We start from the raw sequence: 21,680 nt of genomic DNA on the forward strand, positions 1-21,680 counted from the left end.
ATAAGTGCTCCATGCATCAAATCCATGATAGTGTGCTGTTATCCTTCAGCGTATTCCTTTCGTCGCCTTCCTAGCGGTGTCCTTGATCTTATCCTGATCTGCCAACAATCCTCGTTAGCGCGCGTCACTTGTTCCTTGAGCGGTGTCCTTTACATCATCCTGATGTTCAGTCCTTTCCTCGTCCAGAGGTGTCCATTGTCTTTCCTTAGTAGTAACCATCCTAGTCACTATTGCGTCCATTCAATGTCCATTCGCTTTCCGTGCCGATTATTCATCCTGAGCAATCGAATCTTCATCCTGAAGATAACCAAGTCCGTGGTATTTCCTGTTCCGTGTCAGCATCCTTCCGACACCATTCATATTACCCATCTCTAATTTATCGGCAATGGCTTGAGGCAGCATTTCTACATAATTATTTGCATGTAAATTGTACGAACTATTATATATCAATGCTTTATGTGTTTTTTCTGTTTGTTTTCTTAATGAATTATCGATATTTACTCACTAGCTTGTAAGAGATCTCGCACAAGCTAATGAGTAAAAAGGGCAAATGTGCTTATTGCCCAATTGCAGCTCCTTCTCGGCGGGGATCTGCTGCTCCCTCTAATCCGTCTTTGGTTATGCGGATAGCATGCAAACCAGAGTTTAAGTCGCGAACATTGACATCGAAGCCCATTTTTTCGAGCTCTGGTTTAAATTGTTCCGCCTGAGTTCCTTTTTCCAAATCTAGTGTGCCGAAGCGGTTTAAGAAGTGCGGTTGGTTGATGGCTTGCTGGATATCCATGTCCCATTGCGTATGAGCAATGATCGCTTGTGCGACATAGCCGATGATTCGGCTGCCACCTGGAGAACCAATCGCCATATAAGGCTTATCATCTTGCATGATGATCGTTGGCGCCATCGATGAACGTGGTCGCTTGCCTGGTTCTAGGCGGTTCGCGATAGGTTTACCATTGTTGTGAGTTTTGAACGAAAAGTCGGTGAGCTCGTTATTGAGTAAAAAGCCCCTAACCATCAGGCGCGAGCCAAAAGCATTTTCTATTGTTGTCGTCATCGAGACGACATTGCCGTCGCTATCTACGATATTGAAATGGCTGGTGGATGGAAGCTCAATCGAAATATCAGGGCTACGTTGCTGCGCATAGCTCCATGGTGGCTCACCAGCAGACACAGAAGGAAGGGCTTTACCAGCAGTAATCAATTGGGCGCGCTGCTTAAGGTAGTTCGGATCAACTAACCCTTGTGTTGGCATTGGCACGTAATCTTGATCGGCCATATACATTCCACGGTCTGCAAAGGCTAGGCGAGAAGCGTCTGCTAACACTTGCCAAGATTTAGCGTCGTTTGGCCCCCATGATTTGAGGTCGAACTGCTCGGTCATCGCTAAAATCTGGCCAACAGTTAATGCACCAGAGCTTGGCGGCCCCATGCCACAGATATCGTAGCTCTCATAAGCCGAACAAACCGGTTCGCGTTGCTTGATGGTGTAAATATCGAAATCTTTTTGTGCCAGTACGCCCGGGTTGCCTTTTGCTGTCTGCACGGTATTGATGATGTCGGCAGAAATCTCACCTTGGTAGAACGCCTTTGCACCATCCTTTGAAATAGCGTTTAACGTAGCGGCGTATTCAGGGTTCTTAAGTAGTGTACCTGCCGTTTTCGGGCTGCCATCGGTGTTAAAGAAGTAGGCTTTGGTAGTGGCAAAGCGGCTTAGTCGCTCTTGATCATTTTCAATCAAGGTAGCTAAACGTGGACTGATGGTAAAACCTTTCTCAGCTAACTGAGCAATAGGCTTGATCAGTGATGCCCATTCTAACTTTCCGTATTTCTGGTGAGTATCCCACAGCAGTTGTACGGTGCCAGGTGTAGCAACAGAACGACCGCCAACCACGGCATCATAAAACTTAAGCGGTTGACCGTTTTCATCTTGGAACAGACGTGGGGTGGCAGCAAGTGGCGCGGTTTCGCGGCCATCGTAGGTCTTAAGCTGTTTGTCCTTCCCATCAAAATAAACAAGGAACGCGCCACCGCCAATACCGGACGACTGCGGTTCAACTAAGCCAAGCATCAGCTGTACAGCAACCATGGCGTCAATAGCGTTACCACCACGAGCAAGTACATCAGCACCAGCCTGAGTGGCTAAAGGGTTAGCAGCAGTGACCATCCAGTCATCGGCTTTAACGAGTTGTTTGGTTTCCAGACCACTACTTTGTTCGGGTGCGACGGAATCGGCAGCTTGATTTGCCCAACTGACGTGAGAGGCAAAAAGTAGGGTAGAAGTGGCGAGGGTTGTTAGTTTTGTTTTCCACTGCATGATCTTCTCCTTTTAATATGCAGAGCTAGATTGGCAGTGGAAAGGTCAGATAGCCAGTGTCATGTTAACTATTTGTAATCTTGATTCGAAATTAAAATAGGAGTGCTGAAGTCGATTGCCAAAGAATACTAGCCCCGATGAAAGCAAACACCACGCCACATAAGCCATCGATGTAAACCGTTGCTTCGTGGAGCTTTTTTTGGAGTGTTTTGGTGGATAACACCCAAGCGAGCAGCGAGAACCAAAAGAGTGATAAACCAAATAAGATCAATAGCGCGATCCCTTTGCCGGTTAGCGACATATCCGCAGGGACTAAGCTCGACATTAAACTGATAAAGAACACTAAGGCTTTCGGGTTGAGGATATTAGTGGCGAACCCTTTTGAGAAAGCTTCGCGTTTGTTCGTCAGAATCAGATCCGTTGAATCGGCAGGAATATCATCGTCGTCATGATGATGAATGGTATGCCAAGTCGATTTTAGAGCGCCATAGCCGAGATACAGCAAGTAACTGCCTCCGGAAAATTGCAATAAAGCGAAAATAGTCGGCTGCTGGTGGACGAGGTAGCTAATGCCCGTCAGGCTCAATAGTGAATGAAGCAAAATGCCAAACGACAGGCCAAGTGCAATGTACAAACCGGTTTGACGACCGTAGCGTGTGGCATTTTGTACCACTAGCGCAAAGTCAGGCCCTGGGCTCATCAAAGCAATGAAATGGATTGAGGCAAGGGTAATTAATATTGTGACTTCATTCATAGTCAGTTCTCAAAAGTTCAGTTGGCGGTAGCTTACCGCGTTTTCGATTTGGCACATTGTAAATTATCAACATTCAATTGATCCTTGAAGGTACAACGCCATAGGTTGCTTTGAATGCTTTAGAGAAATGCGCTTGATCGTAGAAACCAACTTGTAGAGCGACGTCTGTACCACACACGCCCGACTTAATTAACTGCATGCTCTGTTCCATCCGTAATCGAGTTAACCAGGCATAAGGAGTGATCCCCATTTTCTGCTTAAAGTGGCGCTGAAATTGTGTCGGGCTAAGTTGGCAAAGTTCAGAAAGTTGCTCTAAACGTACTGCTTGGTCGAGGTTCGCTAACAAATAGTCTTTTAACTGCGTGATCGACTGACTGCCGAGAGCGGTACTGGCTGTTGGTTTGAAGGATCCATATCGGTTGATCAGGTGGCTAAATCCTTCAAAAGGAAGGCAATCTTTCGCGAGTTGGCTGACGTTTTTTTGACGAAGTGATTGGTGTAAGTTATCAAGATGTAAAAATACAGCAGGATCGGAGATGATCAACTGGTTAAAGCTGATTGTTTGCCCATTTTGTTTGAGATCTGCGAGATCGCTTAACCATTGTGGTTGGATCGTAAATACCTGAACTTGATAGCCTTTTGGGAGGTACGAATGGCCATCATGCAGCTCGTCGGGCGGCATTATAACGATTTCTCCTTGGCCGACATGATGACGAGTACCTTGGTGGATGAACTTTTGCTGCCCTTGAGTGATTAAGCCGATGTGAAAATCCAGATGGTAGTGGCGCTGAAAGGCAAACTCTTGGTAATGAGCTTGGATCAGGCTGAGTTCTGCAGAATCAGTAGAGTAATAGTGGACGTTATCCATAAACAAAAGCTTGGCTAAATAATCATCAATTTAGCCAAGCTTATATTCGTCTGCCGGTATTGTCTTGTAAAAAACGATCACTTACTCGGCAAATCAGTGGTCATCGCAACTCTCAAAGCCCTGCACTACCTTCTCTAAAGGTGAATTGGTGTTCTTTCATTCTCTGAGGGGGATTTTAGCGTGGAAGGGCTAAAGGTTGGGCAAGCTGGTAGTGAATACGCTTTGATAGTGCTTTTTGGAAGTCAAAGATGGTTGTTTGGTTTGATGAAAAGAGCGGCGCAGTTTGAAGGTATAAAAAAGCCTGACTATTGCTAGTCAGGCTGAGTTTGTTACTGGCTGTTTAGCGGTTATGCGCTGCGCTTTGATTTGCGATTGTTCTTCAAACCATCGAAACTAAATACCACCAGAGCGCCCCAGATGAAGGCAAAGGTAATGGCTTTGTCTGCGGTGAATGCTTCTCCGTAGATCAAGACTGCCAACAAGAACATTAAGCTTGGGCCGATGTATTGGAAAAAACCCAGTGTCGATAGCTTTAAGCGAGTTGCTGCGCCAGTAAAACACAATAGTGGTAAGGTCGTGACTATGCCAGCCGCTACGAGCAGCAGGTTGAGCTGCATTGGATTGTTAGCAAAGCTTGAGGTGGCACTGTCGGCTATAAACATCAAATAGATCAACGCTGCTGGCAGCATCACTAAGGTCTCAATAAACAATCCGGTTTGTGCTTCTAAGCCCACTTTCTTACGTAGTAGACCATAAAAACCAAAGCTAAATGCTAGGCCAATTGCGACAATCGGCACTGAGCCAAAGGCGATCAGCTGTACCAGTACTCCAATAGCCGCCAAACTGACCGCGAACCATTGCAGTTTCCGTAATCGCTCTCCAAGGAACACCATCCCCAGCAGAACATTGATGAGCGGGTTGATGTAATACCCAAGGCTCGCGTCGAGCATATGGTTGGCGTTGACCGCCCAAATGAAGATCAGCCAGTTTACGCCGACTAACAAAGACGTCGACACTAAGTAGAGCATTTTAGGTTTCGAGGTCAGTGTGTCTCGGACATTGCGCCAGCTACGGCCAATGTGCAGTAAGAAAGCCAGTAGGAAGAATGACCATACCACTCGATGGCTGAGAATTTCGAGCGGCGAAACTTCTGCTAAAGACTTGAAATATATAGGGGCGATTCCCCACATGGTGTATGCGCCAATCGCAAGCAGAATCCCTTGGCGTGTACGTTGTTGTTCTTCAGGTGTCATGCAACTTTCTCTAGCACAGGGTGCTTATTAATAAGATTTACAAGAGAGTTGGTCAGTATAGGAGCGTTAAGCCTTTTCACCTAACAATTTGCGGTTTAATTCACCATCATTCCCCTCTACAATGTGTCGCCTTGCTTGCCGACTAAGCTCGCTAAATTTATACCTGATTAGGATTGATAATGACCGCCACTTTGATTGCTGAGCAAACACCAACTCCCGCGAATGATGCGCAGAACATCTTAGAAGATGTGTTTGGGTATCAAAGTTTTCGCGACGGTCAGCAAGAGGTGATTGAGTTAGCGGTAGCTGGCCAAGATAGTTTAGTGATCATGCCAACCGGTGGTGGTAAATCGTTGTGTTACCAAATCCCTGCTTTGGTGCGTGAAGGGTTAACTTTAGTGATCTCACCTTTGATTTCTTTAATGAAAGACCAAGTCGATCAATTGAAGGCCAATGGTGTTGCGGCGGAGTGCATTAATTCATCTATGCCACGAGAAGAGCTGATTTCGGTATTCAATCGCATGAACTCAGGTCAGCTTAAAATGGTGTATGTATCGCCAGAACGAGTATTAATGCGTGACTTTATTGAGCGCTTACAGGGTTTACCGTTATCAATGATCGCTGTTGATGAAGCGCACTGTATTTCTCAGTGGGGCCATGATTTCCGCCCTGAGTACGCGTCATTAGGCCAGCTTAAGCAGTTCTTTCCTCATGTTCCTTACATGGCGTTAACGGCCACCGCAGATGATGCGACACGTAAAGATATCATGCAGCGTTTGCAGCTGGTGGATCCGCACACTCACCTTGGCAGCTTTGATCGCCCAAATATTCGTTACAACCTAGTCGAAAAGCACAAGCCTGTTTCACAAGTCGTTCGTTATTTAGAAACGCAGAAAGGCAATTGCGGCATCATTTATTGTGGCAGCCGTAAGAAAGTGGAAATGGTGACCGAAAAGCTGTGCAACAACGGTATTCGTGCGGCGGGTTATCACGCTGGTATGGATACTGACGAGCGAGCATACGTGCAAGAAGCGTTTCAGCGTGATGATATTCAAATTGTTGTGGCGACAGTGGCTTTCGGTATGGGCATCAACAAGCCTAACGTGCGCTTTGTGGTGCACTTTGATATTCCACGTAATATCGAATCTTACTATCAAGAAACGGGCAGAGCAGGGCGTGATGGCCTGCCAGCTGAAGCCATGATGTTATTCGATCCTGCCGATATGGGCTGGTTGCGCCGCATGTTGGATGAAAAAGAAGAAGGCCCGCAGAAGCAAGTAGAAATGCATAAGCTTAATGCGATGAGCGCATTTGCTGAAGCGCAAACTTGTCGCCGCCAAGTGTTGTTGAACTACTTTGGTGAATACCGTGACAAGCCTTGCGGCAACTGTGATATCTGCTTGGATCCACCGAAACACTTTGATGCGACTGAAGAAGCTCAGAAGGCGCTGTCTTGTGTGTACCGAGTGAATCAATCCTTCGGTATGGGCTACGTTGTGGAGGTGATGCGCGGTATGCAGAACATTCGTGTACGCGACAATGGCCACGATAAGCTCTCTACTTATGGTATTGGACGCGACCACAGCCATGATTATTGGATCAGTATTTTCCGTCAGTTAATCCATAAAGGCTTGCTGTTTCAAAACATCACTCGTAACTCTACCTTGCAACTGACTGAAGAAGCACGTCCGTTATTGCGCGGAGACATGTCATTAGAGTTAGCGGTGCCGCGTCTCGATACCGCAGCCCGCAGTGCGAAAGCCGATAAACTGACCAGTAAAAACTACGACAAGAAGCTGTTTGCTAAGCTGCGTAAACTGCGTAAGTCGATTGCAGATGAAGATGGGCTTCCACCGTATGTGGTGTTCAGTGACGCCACACTAATAGATATGGCAGAGATGTTACCGACTTCGTACGGCGAAATGCTGGCAGTGAATGGTGTCGGCCAACGTAAGCTCGACAAGTACGCAGATCCGTTCCTCGATCTCATTCAAGAACACATTACTACCCAAGGTTAAGCTCTTAGCCCACAAAAAATACAATAAAGGTTAATACGGAAATGACGACACAAACAGAATTTGGCTTACGCGATTACTTAGCAGAAGAAGGGCGCTTGTTGATCACTTCACCAAGCTTCGACTTTGATTCTTATGAAGTATTGGGCGATAAACTTGTGGCTTTGCTGTCGGCGTCTGTGGTTGAGAAGCAATGGGATGCAGATATGCATTCATGGTTGATCGATTTTGAAGGTTGCCGCATGTTTTTGAAATCCGAACACTACAGTGAATCGATTTGGTTTGAATCTCTGAATGTGGATGAGAGTAGAGAAGAGTTCGATTACTTAGCGCAGTTATTCCAGCGTGGATTTTAAGTTTATCTTCAGATAATTGTTCTGAAAAACGATTGCGTCTATTCCTCTCGTTGCAGCTAAAATTGATTAATGTATAATCGCTCGCCGCTCAAGTGAGCGATTTTATTTTATACGTAGTTTTTCACATTATTGGTAAGAGCATTGTTCAACACTTGAACAATTAACTCGATTTGGGTTCCCTCACCCCCAAACCAAACTAAAAAGGTACAGCATGAGTAACTTTACCCCTGCGCAACAGCGCAAAGCCCTAGCACTTTTAGTTTTGTTCCATTTAATCATCATTGCGTCGAGCAATTATTTGGTTCAACTTCCTTTTACCATCTTCGGTATGCATACCACTTGGGGTGCTTTCACCTTCCCATTCATTTTCTTAGCGACAGATTTAACTGTGCGTATTTTTGGCGCGCAATTGGCTCGTAAAATCATTTTCTTAGTGATGTTACCTGCACTGGCGGTGTCTTATCTGCTGTCTGTGGTGTTCTTTGAAGGGCAGTTCCAAGGTTTCAGTCAGTTAGGTGAATTTAACTTGTTTGTTGCTCGTATCGCAGCGGCAAGCTTCATGGCATACCTACTTGGCCAAATCTTAGATGTGCATGTTTTCAACCGTTTACGTCAGTTAAAGCAATGGTGGGTCGCACCGACTTGCTCGACCTTATTCGGTAATGCGTTAGACACGATCGCTTTCTTTGCGATTGCGTTCTACCAAAGCCCGGATCCGTTTATGGCGGAGCACTGGACAGAAATCGCGCTGGTGGATTATGGCTTTAAGTTGGTGATCAGTTTAGGTCTATTTGTTCCTATGTATGGTGTGCTTCTCAACTATATCGTTAAGAAAATCACCGCCGTGAATCCAAACTTTAAAGCGACAGGCGTTAAAGCCTAGCTTCTTTTTGAGTCACCTTCTTACCCCGTTACTAGCGTCGGTGAGAAGGTGACTCAAAACTATCCTCTCCATATTCTTCTTCCTAGCGCTTTCTCCTGCGTATTCGTTTCGATAATGAACCCTGACTGTGATTGGCTTTAGGCATCACCTTAGTTACGCTTTTTTGCAGCAACAATGAATTTGGATAAGTGATCACGTTCCCTTCTGGGTGTTTAATCAGCGTGTGGAACATTCTGATGTCCAAAATCTTCCCTTCAATGCCCTCACCATCAGCCACAATGATGGCGTCTCCTATTCGATATGGAAAGACAAAAAAGATCAGAAAGCTGGCGGTGATATTGCTCAGAATCGACCACTGCGCGATAAATCCCACGCCTATGACAGTAAAGACCGATGAGATAAAAATAGAAAAGTTGCCATAACCAATACCGCTGACGATGAGATACACCGCAAACAAGAACCCAAAATAGAGAATGCTAAAACAGCGTTTGATGAAAGCGGTTCGCGTGCCATCGACGGACTTTTTAGCCGCTAACGAAGTAATCGCTCTTTCAGTGGAGCGTTTAAGTAGCCAATAGGCTGCGACGAACAGTAAGGCTAGAAGTAAGTCGTATTGTCTTAATGTGTTGAATGTTGTGTCTATGTAATGCGCCATGATGACCTCACTTAAATCGAAGGCGTATTGTTTCTTAAGACACTGCTCGTCACATCAGCAAATACTTATCAATTGATAATACTCGACTTTCAATCAAATGATTTACTACGCCTTACAAGCGTAATGTTGCTTTTAAATTATTGAAAGTTAATGTTTTATATTTTCTTGATATCCTTTTTATCTATCGATGAGCCTTTGCTGATGTGGCGTTCAATGAAGTTTGTAGAATAGCCGGCCTTTCAATATGAGGCTGGATTATTCATGTCATTTTTTACTGTCAAATTACTCTGCGTTTGTATCTTGAACTGGCGAAAGCGTCAGGTGCAACTCTCTATAAACATCGTTGAAATAACAGAGGGGCGTCGGTTCTGATGCTCACGTTATTCGTTACTCAATTTATTATGTTGTGGGCAGTGGTCGACCCTGTTGGTTCGGTGCCCATCTATCTCACTCAAACTAAACCTCTTAGTGAAAGCCAAAGCCGGCAACTGGCTGTCAAAGCGGTCGGGTTCGCGTTCGGTGTGCTGCTGTTCTTCTTACTTGTCGGGCAAGTGTTATTAGAAACCATGAATATCTCTCTGCCTGTGTTTCAAGCCGCAGGTGGTTTGGTTCTCCTGCTGTTTTCTCTAACGATGATTTTTGGTGAAAGTAAGCCAGAGCAAGAGCAGAAGTTGGTGGAAGAAGAGCTGTGCCGATCTCGGCTAGCGGATTTAGCGGTATATCCCTTGGCTATGCCTTCTATTGCGTCTCCGGGCGCGATGATGGCTGTGGTGATGTTGACCGATAACTATCGTTTTTCTTTCTTTGAGCAACTGATCACGGGCGTCGTGTTGGTGATTGTCATGGGGGCAACACTGCTGCTGTTATTAGGAGCAAAAAAGGTACACAAGGTAATAGGTAACGCAGGTGCCCAAATTATTAGTCGAGTGATGGGGCTGATTTTATCGGCAGTGGCGCTCAATAACTTACTGAACGGTTTAGCTGGCTTTGTAGTTGAGCACAGCCGATAGGGGAAGCATTCATGTATTTAGATTATTTAGTCTCGTTCAGTACCTTGTTGCTGCTTGAAGTCATTCTTGGTGTCGACAACATCATTTTTATTTCTATTTTGGTCGAGAAACTGCCTCTGCACTTGCAACGAAAGGTCCGTAACCTTGGCATAGGCTTGGCGGTCATCTCTCGAATAGGTTTGGTGCTCTCAGTTACTTGGCTTATGTCATTGACCAAACCTTTGGTGACGCTTTGGGTGTGGAGTCTTTCTGGAAAAGATTTGATTCTATTGGGTGGCGGTGCATTCCTGCTGATTAAAAGTTTTAATGAGCTCGCCAGTTGGCTGCTATCGAAAGGGCATGTTCAACAAAGTGCGTTAAGCACCAGCCTAACGATGATCGTATTACAAATTATCGCTATAGATGTGGTGTTTTCTTTTGATTCAGTGATTACCGCGGTTGCTTTGGTGCATAGCATTGAGATTATCGTGGCGGCAATTGTGATTTCAGCGATCTTCATGTTGGCGTTGGCAGAAAAGATTCAATTAACCATTGCTGCTTACCCTGGGCTAAAACTGCTGGCATTGCTGTTTTTGATTCTACTTGGTGGGTTGCTGGTGGTGGAAGGTATTGGCTTACACATAGATAAAAGCTACACCTACGTCGTTCTTGCCTTTGGTCTGACACTTGAAATTTGTCACATTTTATTTGAGCGGCAACAAAAGAAAAACCAGCACAATACGAGTTCTTGTTTGGAAAGAGATCCGTCTGCTACTCCAATTCTTTAAGGAGTGGCTCAAGGTTACTGTCAAAAAATAGGGGGGACGCAAAGCGAATGGCTTTAAGTGAGGAATTACTTTGTGTCGCTTTGAGGTAAAGCTCTTTAGCGGCCCCTGAATTACCGCGTGATTCTTCTGCTTTGGCTAGTAGCAAATAGGTGAGTATCGATTGGTACTGCCTTGGCATCTCCCTTAATATCCGCATCGCACGCTCTGGGTCATCTTCCGATAGAGCCACAATCGCGTTAGCGTCATATGCTCTCGGTATGGTGCCTTGTTCCAATAGAGCCTCTAATCTGGCTCGGTGCGCTTGGTTGATTTGAGCGATAAAGGTTTTGGTATCAGGGGCTCCAGAGTAAAAAGCATTGATCACTTCTCCCACATAATGGGCTACATAGACAAAATCATTATCGGGCGCGAGCGCTTTGGCCTTGCTAATGTGTTCAAAGGCGAGATCAAGGTCGGAGCGGTTGTATAAAATTCCGAGCCCAATCAAGGTATGCCGCAACGCTTCGTTGTTGGTCGGTAGCTGAGAGATCAGCTCAGATAGCTCAGCTTGTGGGATATCGGTATACAGAGCGGTGAGCATGTCATCGATCATACTGTAGAGTGTTTGATGCAGTGATGATAATTCCGTGGAATAACGACGGCTGAGATGCGATTGGTTAGAAACGTTGTTGTGATAACGCATGGTTAAGCGTGTATGTTGGCCATCTCGACTTGGGCTCGTACCAAACTTAAGGTTGATTGCCGCAATGCGCTGTAAAGGCTCACTGTGCACGATGCGAATATTGCTGTAGATACCGACATACTCAATAAATTTAGTGACGATACCAAACAGTAGTGGGTCGTTTTCAATGTCTTCGCTGAGCTCTAGCACCACATAACGTGATTCAAAATGGCGAATATCCGCGTTATCCATTATGGAGGTTGGCTTTTGGCTCGCAGAGTACAAGATATAGCCGGACTCTAATGTCACGATTGCGGCAAGTAGAGCGATCATGGAATACCGACGCTTGGTGGTTTTTCGGTGATCGGTTTGGTTGTCATTTTGTTCAGTCGTAGTGGGTGAGTGGCTAATTGAACCGGTGTTCGGCTCGATAGGGTGGGTATTGTCTTCTAAAGTTGGCTCGCCTGAACCGAGTTGGGTTCGGAGCACCTCGGCTTCAAATTTATATCCGCGCTTAGGGACTGTGACGATATAGCTACTGTTGCTCGTCGAATGTTGTTTGAGGACTTTGCGCAGCTCAAATACCGCTTGTGTAACCACTTGGTCGGTTAAAATCATACCATTCCAAACATGGTCGATCAGTTCGTCTCGAGTATGAGTTTGTTGTGGGTGCTGACATAAAAAATCCAGCAATCGGCTGAGGCGTTTATCAAGGCTAATGGTTTTGGTGGCAAAGATGACTTGGCCTTCGTTAGGTACGAATGACCATTCATCAATGCTATAACAAGTACGCTTGTCGACCATTCCCTCACTCTCCTTGCAAATCCTACAGCTAAATAAACTTAATTAGATGATTTTATTGTATTTACTTTAGCTCATAGCACAGGCTTTAGGAGGGGCAGTGATTATATTTGAGAGATTAAGGGCTATTTTCTATGGGCAGTAAAAAGCCCTCATAGGAGGGCTTAATTATATTACTGCGCTGAAATCGATAGTGGCCAACCTATGTCGCTTTGGCGGTTTGCCTCTATTTCTAATTCAGCGGCGGTAAGAGGGTTCGCCTCTAACCATTGTTTGGCGATGATTAAGGTGAGCTTATCACCTTCTGCTGTCAGCTGAACTTGCGGTTCTAGTGCTGGGTTACGGCGATGGCTTAATAAAATCGCTAGACGTAACAGGCGCAGAATTCGCTTACTGCTATTGCCAGAAACAGCGTGCTGCTCTGGAAGAGAAGTTAACTGCTCTCGGTAGCGACGTGCTAATTCGCCCAAGTAATGCTTTTGTGCGCGAGTAAACCCAGGTAAATCCAAGTTTTGTAGTAAGTACGCACTATGCTCGCCACCCTTCTTAAAATCGATAGTTAATCCAATTTCATGCAGTTTGGCTGCGGTTTGCAGTAACACGCTAGCTTGTGGTTCGGCAACCCACTCTTCAGCGCCAGCCTGATTGAATAAGTTCAGTGCTAACTGAGCGGCTTGCTCGCCGTATTCGGTATCCATTTGATAGCGAGATTGGACACTTGCTATCGTACGGGCACGAATATCATCTTGGCGAAGCTCATCAACCATTTCATAGGCCAGACCTTCACGCAGTGCACCGCCAGCGAGCGTCATTGAATCAATTTCGAGTAATTCAAAAATCGCAATCAGGATCGATAGCCCACTTGGGAACACTAAGGCTCTCTCTAGTGTTAAGCCATCGATATCCAATTCTTCCAAACGCTCGGCAAGCATGGCTTGTTTTTGTAAACGTTTTAATTTGGCATGGGTAATAACTTCGTCCATACCTTGGGCAAGCATGATTTCTTGTAGTGCTTGCACCGTACCACTTGCGCCTACGCAAACATCCCAACCGAGTTGAGTGTAATTGTCTAGAATAGGCGTTAAGGTCGCTTTTGCCGCTTCGATTGCGTTATCAAAGTTACTGGCGTTTAACTGGCGATCTTTAAAGTGGCGCTCAAGCCAAGTCACACAGCCCATTTTTAAGCTGGTTAAGGCTTTTGCTTCAAACCCCTCACCAATGATCATTTCGGTACTGGCACCGCCAATATCGACAACTAAACGGCGGCCACTGCCACCAGATGTGTGCGCTACACCTTTATAAATTGTCGCGGCTTCTTCTTCGCCGGAAATCACATTAATGTCGTAACCAAGAATTTGGTTCGCTTTGGCAAGAAAAATATCCACATTAGTGGCAGTACGTAGGGTCGCTGTACCGACAATGCGGATATTTTCTTTCGGAATATCTTGTAGTCGTTCTGCAAATAGACTCAAACAGTCCCAACCGCGTTGCATCGCGTCTAGGCTAAGTGCATTGTCTTCATCTAAGCCTGCGGCTAAGCGGACTTTGCGCTTAATCTTGGCCATGGTTTGAACGCTACCATCGATATGACGCACAACGAGCATATGGAAACTGTTCGACCCGAGGTCGATGGCGGCGTAAAGCGGAGATGACACTGTTTGACTCATAGACGACTAAGCTTCCTTGTTATGACGTGGCTGACGAGGGCGACGATTTTGATGCGGTTTACGGTTTCCATTACGAGAGCCGCCATTGTTTGAGCGACGCTGTTGTGGGTTACGTGAACGCATGCGTAGTGGTGCTGGTAAATCTTCAATTAGTGCAGAAGAGTCGTAATCCGATACTGGGATTGCGTGCTCAATGTACTCTTCGATAGGTGGAAGGTTAATCGCGTAATCTTCACATGCGAAGCTAATTGAGTGACCACTTGCGCCAGCACGACCAGTACGGCCGATACGGTGAACGTAATCTTCGCAGTCGTCCGGTAGGTCAAAGTTGAATACGTGCGTTACTTGAGGAATATGTAGACCACGTGCAGCTACGTCGGTTGCAACGAGTAGATCAACATCGCCTTTGGTGAATTGCTCAAGAATCTTTTCACGTTTCTTCTGAGGAACGTCGCCTGTTAGCAAGCCAACACGGTGGCCGTCAGCCGCTAGGTGACCCCAAACAGATTCACATTTGTGCTTAGTGTTAGCAAAAATGATCGCGCGATCTGGCCATTCTTCTTCAATCAACGTTTGAAGCAGTGACATTTTGTGTTCGTTTGAAGGGTAGAACAGCTCTTCTTGGATGCGGTGACCCGTTTTACGCTCTGGTTCTACGACCACGTGCTCTGGGTTATGCATGTGTTCGAATGCCAATTCTTGAACGCGGTAAGACAAAGTTGCAGAGAACAGCATGTTCAGGCGGTCTTGTGGTTCAGGCATACGACGGAACAAGAAGCGGATGTCTTTAATGAAACCAAGATCGAACATGCGATCCGCTTCATCCAGTACCACAGCTTGAATGTGGTTAAGGTTAAATACCTTTTGCTTGTAAAAATCGATAATGCGGCCAGTCGTACCGATCAGTACGTCTACGCCAGATTCGATCTTACCTAGCTGCTTGTCGTAGCTTTCGCCACCGTACGCTAGGGCTGCCTTGATACCTGTGCTCGCGATGAGTGGTTCAGCATCGTTAAAGATCTGAATCGCCAGTTCGCGAGTTGGTGCCATAATAATCGCACGTGGCTGATTAGGCTTACGCCCTTCATGCGCTGGCGTTTTCAGCAAATGGTTAAAAGTAGCAGTTAAAAACGCTAACGTTTTACCAGTACCCGTTTGGGCCTGGCCTGCGATATCTTGGCCGGTGAGCAGTACCGGCAACGCCAAGGCTTGGATCGGGGTACAATATTCGAACCCTTTTTTCTCCAATCCTTCAATGACTTGGGTGTTTAAATCCAAATCGGCGAACTTTTGCTCTGTGATATGCGTCTTTTTCATTGCTATAGAATATCAGCTTAAGCTTGCAATACGAAAGTAAATACATTCCAATAGGGCATCTATTTACTGGTTATCATCCAACCAGTTCAGAAAAAACACATTGGAGTGGAAGATGAGTGATAAGATTTTGCAGCTGACTGATGACGGTTTTGATAACGATGTAATCAATGCTGCAGGCCCAGTTCTTGTTGATTTTTGGGCAGAATGGTGTGGACCATGTAAGATGATTGCACCGATTCTTGATGAAATCGCGGACGAGTACGAAGGCAAACTCACTATCGGTAAACTGAATATCGACCAAAACGCAGGTACTCCACCAAAGTTTGGTATCCGCGGTATTCCAACATTGCTTCTTTTTAAAGATGGCGGTGTAGCAGCAACTAAAGTTGGTGCATTGTCTAAAACTCAATTAAAAGAGTTCCTAGACGCAAACCTATAATTAGGTCAGTGATTGAAAAAGAAACCGTGCAGTTAACAAATGCGCGGTTTTGTTTTTTTCAAACTCTAGACTAGGCTAATAATTAGTGATAATTTATCGCACGTTAATTGAACAAATTTCTCTTCTTGGTCGATCCTGTGACCAAATCCCTCTTAACTAGAAAACAGATCTTATTTTGACTAAACAAGCATCCACCACAATGAACCTTACCGAATTGAAGAACAGACCTGTGTCTGAACTTGTGAAACTTGGCGAAAGCTTAGGCCTTGAAAACCTAGCGCGTTTGAGAAAGCAAGACATCATCTTCTCCATCCTTAAAGCACATGCAAAAAGTGGTGAAGACATTTTTGGCGATGGGGTTCTGGAAATTCTGCAAGACGGTTTTGGTTTCTTACGTAGCGCAGACAGCTCGTATTTAGCAGGTCCTGATGATATTTATGTATCACCAAGTCAGATTCGTCGTTTTAACCTGCGTACTGGTGATTCGATTGCCGGAAAGATTCGCCCACCAAAAGATGGCGAACGTTACTTTGCTCTGCTTAAAGTAAACACGGTAAACCACGACAAGCCAGACAACGCACGTAACAAGATTCTTTTTGAAAACCTGACTCCTCTGCATGCCAACGAACGTATGGTTATGGAGCGCGGTAACGGTGCAACTGAAGACATCACTGCACGTATCTTGGATTTAGCATCACCAATTGGTAAAGGCCAACGTGGTCTTATCGTTGCACCGCCAAAAGCGGGTAAAACGATGCTTCTTCAAAACATCGCACAAAGCATCGCTCACAATCACCCTGAATGTGAACTAATGGTTCTACTTATCGATGAGCGTCCAGAAGAAGTAACAGAAATGCAACGCCTAGTGAAAGGTGAAGTTGTTGCTTCTACATTCGATGAGCCAGCATCTCGCCACGTACAAGTAGCAGAAATGGTAATCGAGAAAGCGAAACGCCTTGTTGAACACAAGAAAGACGTGGTTATCCTTCTGGACTCTATCACTCGTCTAGCGCGTGCATACAACACGGTAGTGCCTTCATCAGGTAAAGTACTAACTGGTGGTGTCGACGCGAATGCTCTACACCGTCCTAAGCGTTTCTTCGGTGCGGCTCGTAATGTTGAAGAAGGCGGTAGCTTGACTATCATCGCGACAGCTCTGGTTGATACTGGTTCTAAGATGGATGAAGTTATCTACGAAGAATTTAAAGGTACAGGTAACATGGAACTGCACCTAAATCGTAAGATTGCTGAAAAGCGTGTATTCCCTGCCATTGACTTCAATCGCTCAGGTACTCGTCGTGAAGAGCTACTGACTAAGAACGATGAGCTACAGAAGATGTGGATCCTACGCAAGATTGTTCACCCAATGGGCGAAATCGATGCAATGGAATTCCTAATCGACAAGCTAGCGATGACCAAGACCAACGATGAGTTCTTTGACGCAATGCGCCGTCAATAATTCTTTCTGGAATGATGAATATCTCAACGCCACCTTCGGGTGGCGTTTTTATTTGCAATTTTTCAGCTGAACTTGCAGTATAGATAGAAATGTTATCGGGACGTTAAAATGCAACAAGGAATGTTGTCGTCATTACTCCTGTCTACGTCACTATTGTTTGCAACCGTACCGGCGGCTGCCACAGAAATGTCGACTTACACAGTTGAGCAATGGCTAGAGAATGAACAAGTACAAGCAAAGACTTCAGAACTATTGGAGTTCGTTGTTCAAGATGAAGTGGACTCACTTCGTTTTGCGCTGCAGCGCTTGTCTTTTCCTCAGCAAGAGGTCGCCCGTTACCAACTCCTTTCTAAATTAGAGCAGCAAAATTTCGCTCTGACTCCTAAGATGGCCATATTTGTAGAGCAACAATTGTCTTTGACTCCAACTTACCAAGTTTTGGAGCGAGGCGATGGCTATGAATTTACCGTGCCAGCATTTAATTACCAGGCTATCGCTAGTCGCTTGATTAAACAATGGCATCGTGACCAAACGATTTTGGCATTTGTCCTTCAAGCAGAAAGGCATGAACTGGTTTTGCAAGAATGGTTATCTGGTGCTGAACATCAGGTACAAGCCCGCGAAGCGTTATTCATAAGAGAGTTAGATAGCTTGTCGCCTGAAGCTGTAAATTATCTGTCTAAGCAATTAACTCAAAGTAATGTTGTGAGTTGGCTACCATCCACTCAAGTAATGGTGCGCCTTGCTCAAGTCAGTGAAGACCCTGAGGTGTATCAAATGCTATGGCGGATGAAAGCCGATTTTAATAGCCAAAGCGAATTAGAGCGTTTAGCACAATCGAATACTTCCTTTGCTCTAGAGCAAGTCATGGCGGCTACTAAAAATCCAAGCCTAAAAGACGATGCGATTACGCTACTCACCAAAGTACACCCTCTGTCGGAAGAGGTGAAATCTTTCTTGATCACTCGAATGGCACTGGCTGATGAAGCGCCTCTTGTCGCTAGAGAATTGGCTAAGCAAGGACATAGCAGTTGGCTACAAGATTTGGTCAACGATAATCCGCAAGTGAAAGGAAGCTTGATCGAGAAAGTATTGCCATAATTAACATGATTGAAAATAACCTTAACAAAAAGGGGGACCGCACAGTTCCCCTTTTTGTTATACTGCGTGCAGATTAACCAGCCATTTAGTAGGCCTATGAGTTTTAAGGATTTACGTGACTTCATTGACCATTTAGAAAGCATTGGTCAGTTAAAGCGCATTGCTCACCCTGTTGACCCACATTATGAGATGACCGAGATCAGTGATCGTACATTACGTGCTGGTGGTCCGGCTTTATTGTTTGAAAACCCTATTGGCTATGACGTCCCCGTTCTAACCAACTTATTTGGTACGCCGGATCGCGTTGCGATTGGTATGGGACGTCAAGAAGTTAAAGAACTAAGGGAAGTCGGCAAACTACTTGCGTACCTCAAAGAGCCTGAGCCACCAAAAGGCTTTAAAGACGCGATCGATAAAATCCCAGTTTTCAAACAGGTTTTGAATATGCCGGCAAAAAGGTTGCGTAAAGCGGCATGTCAGCAAGTGGTATGGGAAGGTGATCAAGTTGATTTAGATAAAATTCCGGTGATGAGCTGTTGGGCTGATGATGTTGCACCTCTATTGACGTGGGGCTTAACCGTTACTCGTGGTCCGAACAAGAAACGCCAAAATTTAGGTATTTACCGCCAGCAGAAAATCGCTAAGAACAAGGTCATCATGCGCTGGCTTGCTCATCGCGGTGGTGCTTTAGACTTACGTGAATGGATGGAAATCAATCCGGGTAAGCCATTTCCAGTATCGGTCGCATTTGGCGCTGACCCAGCAACAATATTAGGCGCGGTTACGCCAGTTCCTGATACATTATCGGAATATGCGTTCGCAGGTTTGCTGCGTGGTAGCAAAACTGAGGTGGTGAAGTCGATCAGTAATGACTTGGAAGTGCCAGCGAGTGCTGAGATTGTGATGGAAGGATACATCGATCCGAATGAATTCGCCGATGAAGGTCCTTATGGCGACCATACGGGTTATTACAACGAAAAAGAAAAGCACCATGTATTTACGGTCACGCATATTACGATGCGTGAGAATCCGATTTATCACAGTACTTATACCGGTCGTCCACCTGATGAACCTGCAGTATTGGGCGTTGCACTCAATGAAGTGTTCGTACCTATCTTGCAAAAGCAGTTCCCGGAAATAGAAGACTTCTATCTACCACCTGAAGGCTGTTCATATCGAATGGCAGTGGTAACGATGAAGAAACAATATCCTGGTCATGCAAAACGCGTGATGATGGGAGTATGGTCTTTCTTACGCCAGTTCATGTATACCAAGTTCGTGATTGTTTGTGACGATGACGTGAACGCCCGAGATTGGGGAGAGGTTACAAAAGCGATGGCATCCCGCATGGATCCAATGCGCGATACGGTGATGATTGAGAATACTCCAATCGATTCATTAGACTTTGCTTCTCCTGTCGTCGGATTGGGCTCAAAAATGGGTTTAGACGTTACTAAAAAGTGGGACGCAGAACTCGCCTTAACACCGACAACAGAAACTTTCCAAGCATCGACGATGGCCGAACGAGAGAATGTGGTTAACCAGCTCAAAGTTGATCAGCCAGAAATCATTTCTATCCATTTGCCTAATGATTCCGCGGAAATGGTCATTGTAACTATTGAGAAAACATCGATAGGCCAAGGAAAGAAAGTAATGGAAGCGATATGGTCATTATTTGAAGAGAATAAATTCGTTATCGTGTGCGATGAAGACGTTAATGCGAGCGACTGGAACGACATTATCTGGGCAGTAACAACTCGAATGGATCCTGCACGCGATACCGTGTTTAAAAAGAGCGAATCTAGCCATTCTAAAATGGGCTTAGATGCGACGAATAAGTTAGAAGGTGAAGCGTTAAGAGAATGGGGAATTCCAATTAAGAAAGATCCGAAAGTTGTCGATAAAATCGATAGCATTTGGGAGAAACTAGGAATCCAATGAGCTACCAAGTAGTCTTATACCCTGAAAATATCACCTTTGACGTTAAAAAAGGGCAAACAGTGTTGGATGCTGCGCTCAACAGCAATATTAACTTTCCTCACCGTTGCCAAGTCGGAGCATGTGCCATGTGCATGTGTAAAAAATTAGAAGGCAGTGTGAATTACCATTTGGAGCCTATGCTTACAGAGAAAGAGCAAGCCCAAGGTTGGATATTTCCATGCCAAGCATTTGCAGAAAGTAATATAGTCCTAACGTTTGCCGATTAGCAGCGCTTAGGGAGAGGAAGAAAATGACTATTAAATGTAAAGTGAAGTCGATTGAACCATTGGCTTGTAATACTTACCAAATCTTGCTTCACCCAGAAAGCCCAGTGACGTTTAAAGCGGGTCAGTACTTAATGGTAGAAATGGGTGAGAAAGATAAGCGTCCATTCTCGATTGCGAGTAGCCCATGTCGCCACGAAGGTGAGTTGGAATTGCACATCGGTGCCGCTGAGCATAATGCGTATGCAATCGAAGTAGTTGAAGCAATGAAACTAGCACTGGCTGAAGATGGCGAGATCGCAATTGATGCCCCGCATGGTGATGCTTGGATCCAAGAAGAAAGTGAGCGTCCGCTACTGCTTATTGCTGGTGGTACAGGCTTTAGCTATGTTCGTTCAATTTTGGATCACTGTATTGCACAAAGTAAACAGAATACGATTTACCTATACTGGGGCGGAAAAGACGAGCGTCAACTTTATGCACAAGCTGAACTAGCGGATATTGCTGCGAAACACGCCAACGTACATTTTGTACCTGTAGTAGAAGAAGCGCCGACTAACTGGCAAGGCAAAACAGGTAATGTACTTCAAGCGATAAGTGAAGACTTTGACTCACTTGCTGATTACGATATTTATATCGCTGGTAGATTTGAGATGGCGGGCGCTGCGCGTGAGATGTTTACTCAGAACAAACAAGCGAAAAGTGATCACATGTACGCTGATGCGTATGCATTTATCTAAGAATGTAATCGAATTCTTATGCTAATAAAGAGTGCGAAAGCACTCTTTTTCTGTTTTTGGTTAACAAGTAATCGAACGACCTTTATTTATGACCTTTTTCATAAAAAGGGGTTGCCAACACTCATCGCATCTCTATAATGCCGCCTCACTGACGAGGTATAGCCAATAAGGCTTTAGGCTAAAATCAGTCGACGGAATCACTAAGTAATTTAATTTTTAAAAAGTGTTTGACACTGATAATTATCTCGCTAGAATGACCGTCCGCTTTGAGAAGAAAACTTCGAAAAGCAAGCTCTTTAACAATTTAAACCTATCAATCTGTGTGGGCACTCGTTGATGAATATCAAAAATTGATTCTTAGGAATCACTTTGGTTTCAATGAACTGAGTGACCAATCAAGACTTCGGTCTTGGCAC

Annotated in this window: 19 protein-coding genes; 11 read left to right on the top strand and 8 right to left on the bottom strand. The window is 45.1% G+C overall.

The annotated features are described in order from the left end of the window. Positions 1 to 556: 556 nt before the first annotated feature. From ggt to rarD, 4 genes are all read right to left on the bottom strand, one after another. On the bottom strand, positions 557 to 2,314 hold the full coding sequence (ggt, locus tag ELZ11_RS23340) for a gamma-glutamyltransferase (RefSeq protein WP_137359781.1): 1,758 nt from the start codon (positions 2,312 to 2,314) through the stop codon (positions 557 to 559). Between the two features lie 91 nt (positions 2,315 to 2,405). Further along, positions 2,406 to 3,068: a LysE family translocator gene (locus ELZ11_RS23345; RefSeq protein WP_137359782.1), complete on the bottom strand. Its 663-nt coding sequence runs from the start codon at positions 3,066 to 3,068 to the stop codon at positions 2,406 to 2,408. Between the two features lie 73 nt (positions 3,069 to 3,141). After that, positions 3,142 to 3,936 (bottom strand): helix-turn-helix transcriptional regulator, encoded by a 795-nt coding sequence (locus ELZ11_RS23350; RefSeq protein ID WP_137359783.1) that lies wholly within the window; start codon positions 3,934 to 3,936, stop codon positions 3,142 to 3,144. A 347-nt stretch (positions 3,937 to 4,283) separates the two neighbouring features. Continuing rightward, positions 4,284 to 5,189, bottom strand: a complete 906-nt coding sequence (rarD, locus tag ELZ11_RS23355) for an EamA family transporter RarD (RefSeq protein ID WP_137359784.1) — start codon at positions 5,187 to 5,189, stop codon at positions 4,284 to 4,286. A gap of 179 nt (positions 5,190 to 5,368) precedes the next feature. Here rarD and recQ point away from each other — a divergent pair, with 179 nt between their 5' ends. From recQ to ELZ11_RS23370, 3 genes are all read left to right on the top strand, one after another. Continuing rightward, positions 5,369 to 7,207, top strand: coding sequence for an ATP-dependent DNA helicase RecQ (recQ, locus tag ELZ11_RS23360; protein WP_137359785.1), 1,839 nt, complete (start codon positions 5,369 to 5,371; stop codon positions 7,205 to 7,207). Positions 7,208 to 7,248: 41 nt separating this feature from the next. Continuing rightward, positions 7,249 to 7,560, top strand: coding sequence for a DUF3630 family protein (locus ELZ11_RS23365; RefSeq protein ID WP_137359786.1), 312 nt, complete (start codon positions 7,249 to 7,251; stop codon positions 7,558 to 7,560). 211 nt (positions 7,561 to 7,771) lie between these two features. Then, positions 7,772 to 8,443, top strand: coding sequence for a 7-cyano-7-deazaguanine/7-aminomethyl-7-deazaguanine transporter (locus tag ELZ11_RS23370; RefSeq protein WP_137359787.1), 672 nt, complete (start codon positions 7,772 to 7,774; stop codon positions 8,441 to 8,443). Between the two features lie 82 nt (positions 8,444 to 8,525). Here the strand turns inward: ELZ11_RS23370 and ELZ11_RS23375 are convergent, their stop codons facing one another. Then, complete coding sequence (locus ELZ11_RS23375) at positions 8,526 to 9,098, bottom strand: mechanosensitive ion channel family protein (protein WP_137359788.1); 573 nt, start codon at positions 9,096 to 9,098, stop codon at positions 8,526 to 8,528. Between the two features lie 371 nt (positions 9,099 to 9,469). Between ELZ11_RS23375 and ELZ11_RS23380 the strand changes: the two genes are divergently transcribed. Beyond that, positions 9,470 to 10,108 carry a MarC family protein gene (locus ELZ11_RS23380; RefSeq protein ID WP_137359789.1) on the top strand — a complete coding sequence of 213 codons (639 nt, stop codon included), beginning with the start codon at positions 9,470 to 9,472 and terminating at the stop codon, positions 10,106 to 10,108. Positions 10,109 to 10,119: 11 nt separating this feature from the next. Next, entirely contained in the window at positions 10,120 to 10,875 is a 756-nt protein-coding gene (locus ELZ11_RS23385; RefSeq protein ID WP_137359790.1) for a TerC family protein, read from the top strand. Here ELZ11_RS23385 and ELZ11_RS23390 read toward each other — a convergent pair. The 3 genes from ELZ11_RS23390 to rhlB all read right to left on the bottom strand — a co-directional run bounded on the left by ELZ11_RS23390 (position 10,859) and on the right by rhlB (position 15,321). After that, positions 10,859 to 12,340, bottom strand: a complete 1,482-nt coding sequence (locus ELZ11_RS23390) for a winged helix-turn-helix domain-containing protein (protein ID WP_137359791.1) — start codon at positions 12,338 to 12,340, stop codon at positions 10,859 to 10,861. The two genes, ELZ11_RS23385 and ELZ11_RS23390, sit on opposite strands and share 17 nt — an antisense overlap. A gap of 170 nt (positions 12,341 to 12,510) precedes the next feature. Beyond that, on the bottom strand, positions 12,511 to 14,004 hold the full coding sequence (gene gppA, locus ELZ11_RS23395) for a guanosine-5'-triphosphate,3'-diphosphate diphosphatase (RefSeq protein ID WP_137359792.1): 1,494 nt from the start codon (positions 14,002 to 14,004) through the stop codon (positions 12,511 to 12,513). A gap of 6 nt (positions 14,005 to 14,010) precedes the next feature. Further along, positions 14,011 to 15,321 (bottom strand): ATP-dependent RNA helicase RhlB, encoded by a 1,311-nt coding sequence (rhlB, locus tag ELZ11_RS23400; protein WP_137359793.1) that lies wholly within the window; start codon positions 15,319 to 15,321, stop codon positions 14,011 to 14,013. Between the two features lie 112 nt (positions 15,322 to 15,433). Between rhlB and trxA the strand changes: the two genes are divergently transcribed. The 6 genes from trxA (at position 15,434) to fre (ending at position 21,264) form a co-directional block, all read left to right on the top strand. Continuing rightward, positions 15,434 to 15,760, top strand: coding sequence for a thioredoxin TrxA (gene trxA / locus ELZ11_RS23405; RefSeq protein ID WP_010440700.1), 327 nt, complete (start codon positions 15,434 to 15,436; stop codon positions 15,758 to 15,760). 199 nt (positions 15,761 to 15,959) lie between these two features. Next, positions 15,960 to 17,219, top strand: a complete 1,260-nt coding sequence (gene rho, locus ELZ11_RS23410) for a transcription termination factor Rho (RefSeq protein ID WP_137359799.1) — start codon at positions 15,960 to 15,962, stop codon at positions 17,217 to 17,219. Positions 17,220 to 17,327: 108 nt separating this feature from the next. Continuing rightward, positions 17,328 to 18,320: a hypothetical protein gene (locus ELZ11_RS23415; RefSeq protein ID WP_137359794.1), complete on the top strand. Its 993-nt coding sequence runs from the start codon at positions 17,328 to 17,330 to the stop codon at positions 18,318 to 18,320. A 96-nt stretch (positions 18,321 to 18,416) separates the two neighbouring features. Then, positions 18,417 to 20,261 carry a 4-hydroxy-3-polyprenylbenzoate decarboxylase gene (gene ubiD, locus ELZ11_RS23420; RefSeq protein WP_137359795.1) on the top strand — a complete coding sequence of 615 codons (1,845 nt, stop codon included), beginning with the start codon at positions 18,417 to 18,419 and terminating at the stop codon, positions 20,259 to 20,261. Further along, complete coding sequence (locus ELZ11_RS23425; RefSeq protein WP_137359796.1) at positions 20,258 to 20,527, top strand: 2Fe-2S iron-sulfur cluster-binding protein; 270 nt, start codon at positions 20,258 to 20,260, stop codon at positions 20,525 to 20,527. Before ubiD ends, ELZ11_RS23425 begins: the two co-directional genes overlap by 4 nt. Positions 20,528 to 20,550: 23 nt before the next feature. Next, positions 20,551 to 21,264 carry an NAD(P)H-flavin reductase gene (gene fre / locus ELZ11_RS23430; protein ID WP_137359797.1) on the top strand — a complete coding sequence of 238 codons (714 nt, stop codon included), beginning with the start codon at positions 20,551 to 20,553 and terminating at the stop codon, positions 21,262 to 21,264. Positions 21,265 to 21,680 lie beyond the last annotated feature (416 nt).

The sequence above is a fragment of the Vibrio profundi genome (assembly GCF_005281835.1).
Taxonomy (GTDB): domain Bacteria; phylum Pseudomonadota; class Gammaproteobacteria; order Enterobacterales; family Vibrionaceae; genus Vibrio; species Vibrio profundi.

Coding starts and splice junctions, on each gene's coding strand:
- trxA (WP_010440700.1), top strand. CDS start 15,434: ATGAGTGATAAGATTTTGCAGCTGACTGATGACGGTTTTGATAACGAT.
- ggt (WP_137359781.1), bottom strand. CDS start 2,314: ATGCAGTGGAAAACAAAACTAACAACCCTCGCCACTTCTACCCTACTT.
- ELZ11_RS23350 (WP_137359783.1), bottom strand. CDS start 3,936: ATGGATAACGTCCACTATTACTCTACTGATTCTGCAGAACTCAGCCTG.
- rarD (WP_137359784.1), bottom strand. CDS start 5,189: ATGACACCTGAAGAACAACAACGTACACGCCAAGGGATTCTGCTTGCG.
- ELZ11_RS23415 (WP_137359794.1), top strand. CDS start 17,328: ATGCAACAAGGAATGTTGTCGTCATTACTCCTGTCTACGTCACTATTG.
- recQ (WP_137359785.1), top strand. CDS start 5,369: ATGACCGCCACTTTGATTGCTGAGCAAACACCAACTCCCGCGAATGAT.
- ELZ11_RS23390 (WP_137359791.1), bottom strand. CDS start 12,340: ATGGTCGACAAGCGTACTTGTTATAGCATTGATGAATGGTCATTCGTA.
- gppA (WP_137359792.1), bottom strand. CDS start 14,004: ATGAGTCAAACAGTGTCATCTCCGCTTTACGCCGCCATCGACCTCGGG.
- ELZ11_RS23425 (WP_137359796.1), top strand. CDS start 20,258: ATGAGCTACCAAGTAGTCTTATACCCTGAAAATATCACCTTTGACGTT.
- ELZ11_RS23345 (WP_137359782.1), bottom strand. CDS start 3,068: ATGAATGAAGTCACAATATTAATTACCCTTGCCTCAATCCATTTCATT.
- fre (WP_137359797.1), top strand. CDS start 20,551: ATGACTATTAAATGTAAAGTGAAGTCGATTGAACCATTGGCTTGTAAT.
- ELZ11_RS23375 (WP_137359788.1), bottom strand. CDS start 9,098: ATGGCGCATTACATAGACACAACATTCAACACATTAAGACAATACGAC.
- ELZ11_RS23370 (WP_137359787.1), top strand. CDS start 7,772: ATGAGTAACTTTACCCCTGCGCAACAGCGCAAAGCCCTAGCACTTTTA.
- rho (WP_137359799.1), top strand. CDS start 15,960: ATGAACCTTACCGAATTGAAGAACAGACCTGTGTCTGAACTTGTGAAA.
- ELZ11_RS23365 (WP_137359786.1), top strand. CDS start 7,249: ATGACGACACAAACAGAATTTGGCTTACGCGATTACTTAGCAGAAGAA.
- rhlB (WP_137359793.1), bottom strand. CDS start 15,321: ATGAAAAAGACGCATATCACAGAGCAAAAGTTCGCCGATTTGGATTTA.
- ubiD (WP_137359795.1), top strand. CDS start 18,417: ATGAGTTTTAAGGATTTACGTGACTTCATTGACCATTTAGAAAGCATT.
- ELZ11_RS23380 (WP_137359789.1), top strand. CDS start 9,470: ATGCTCACGTTATTCGTTACTCAATTTATTATGTTGTGGGCAGTGGTC.
- ELZ11_RS23385 (WP_137359790.1), top strand. CDS start 10,120: ATGTATTTAGATTATTTAGTCTCGTTCAGTACCTTGTTGCTGCTTGAA.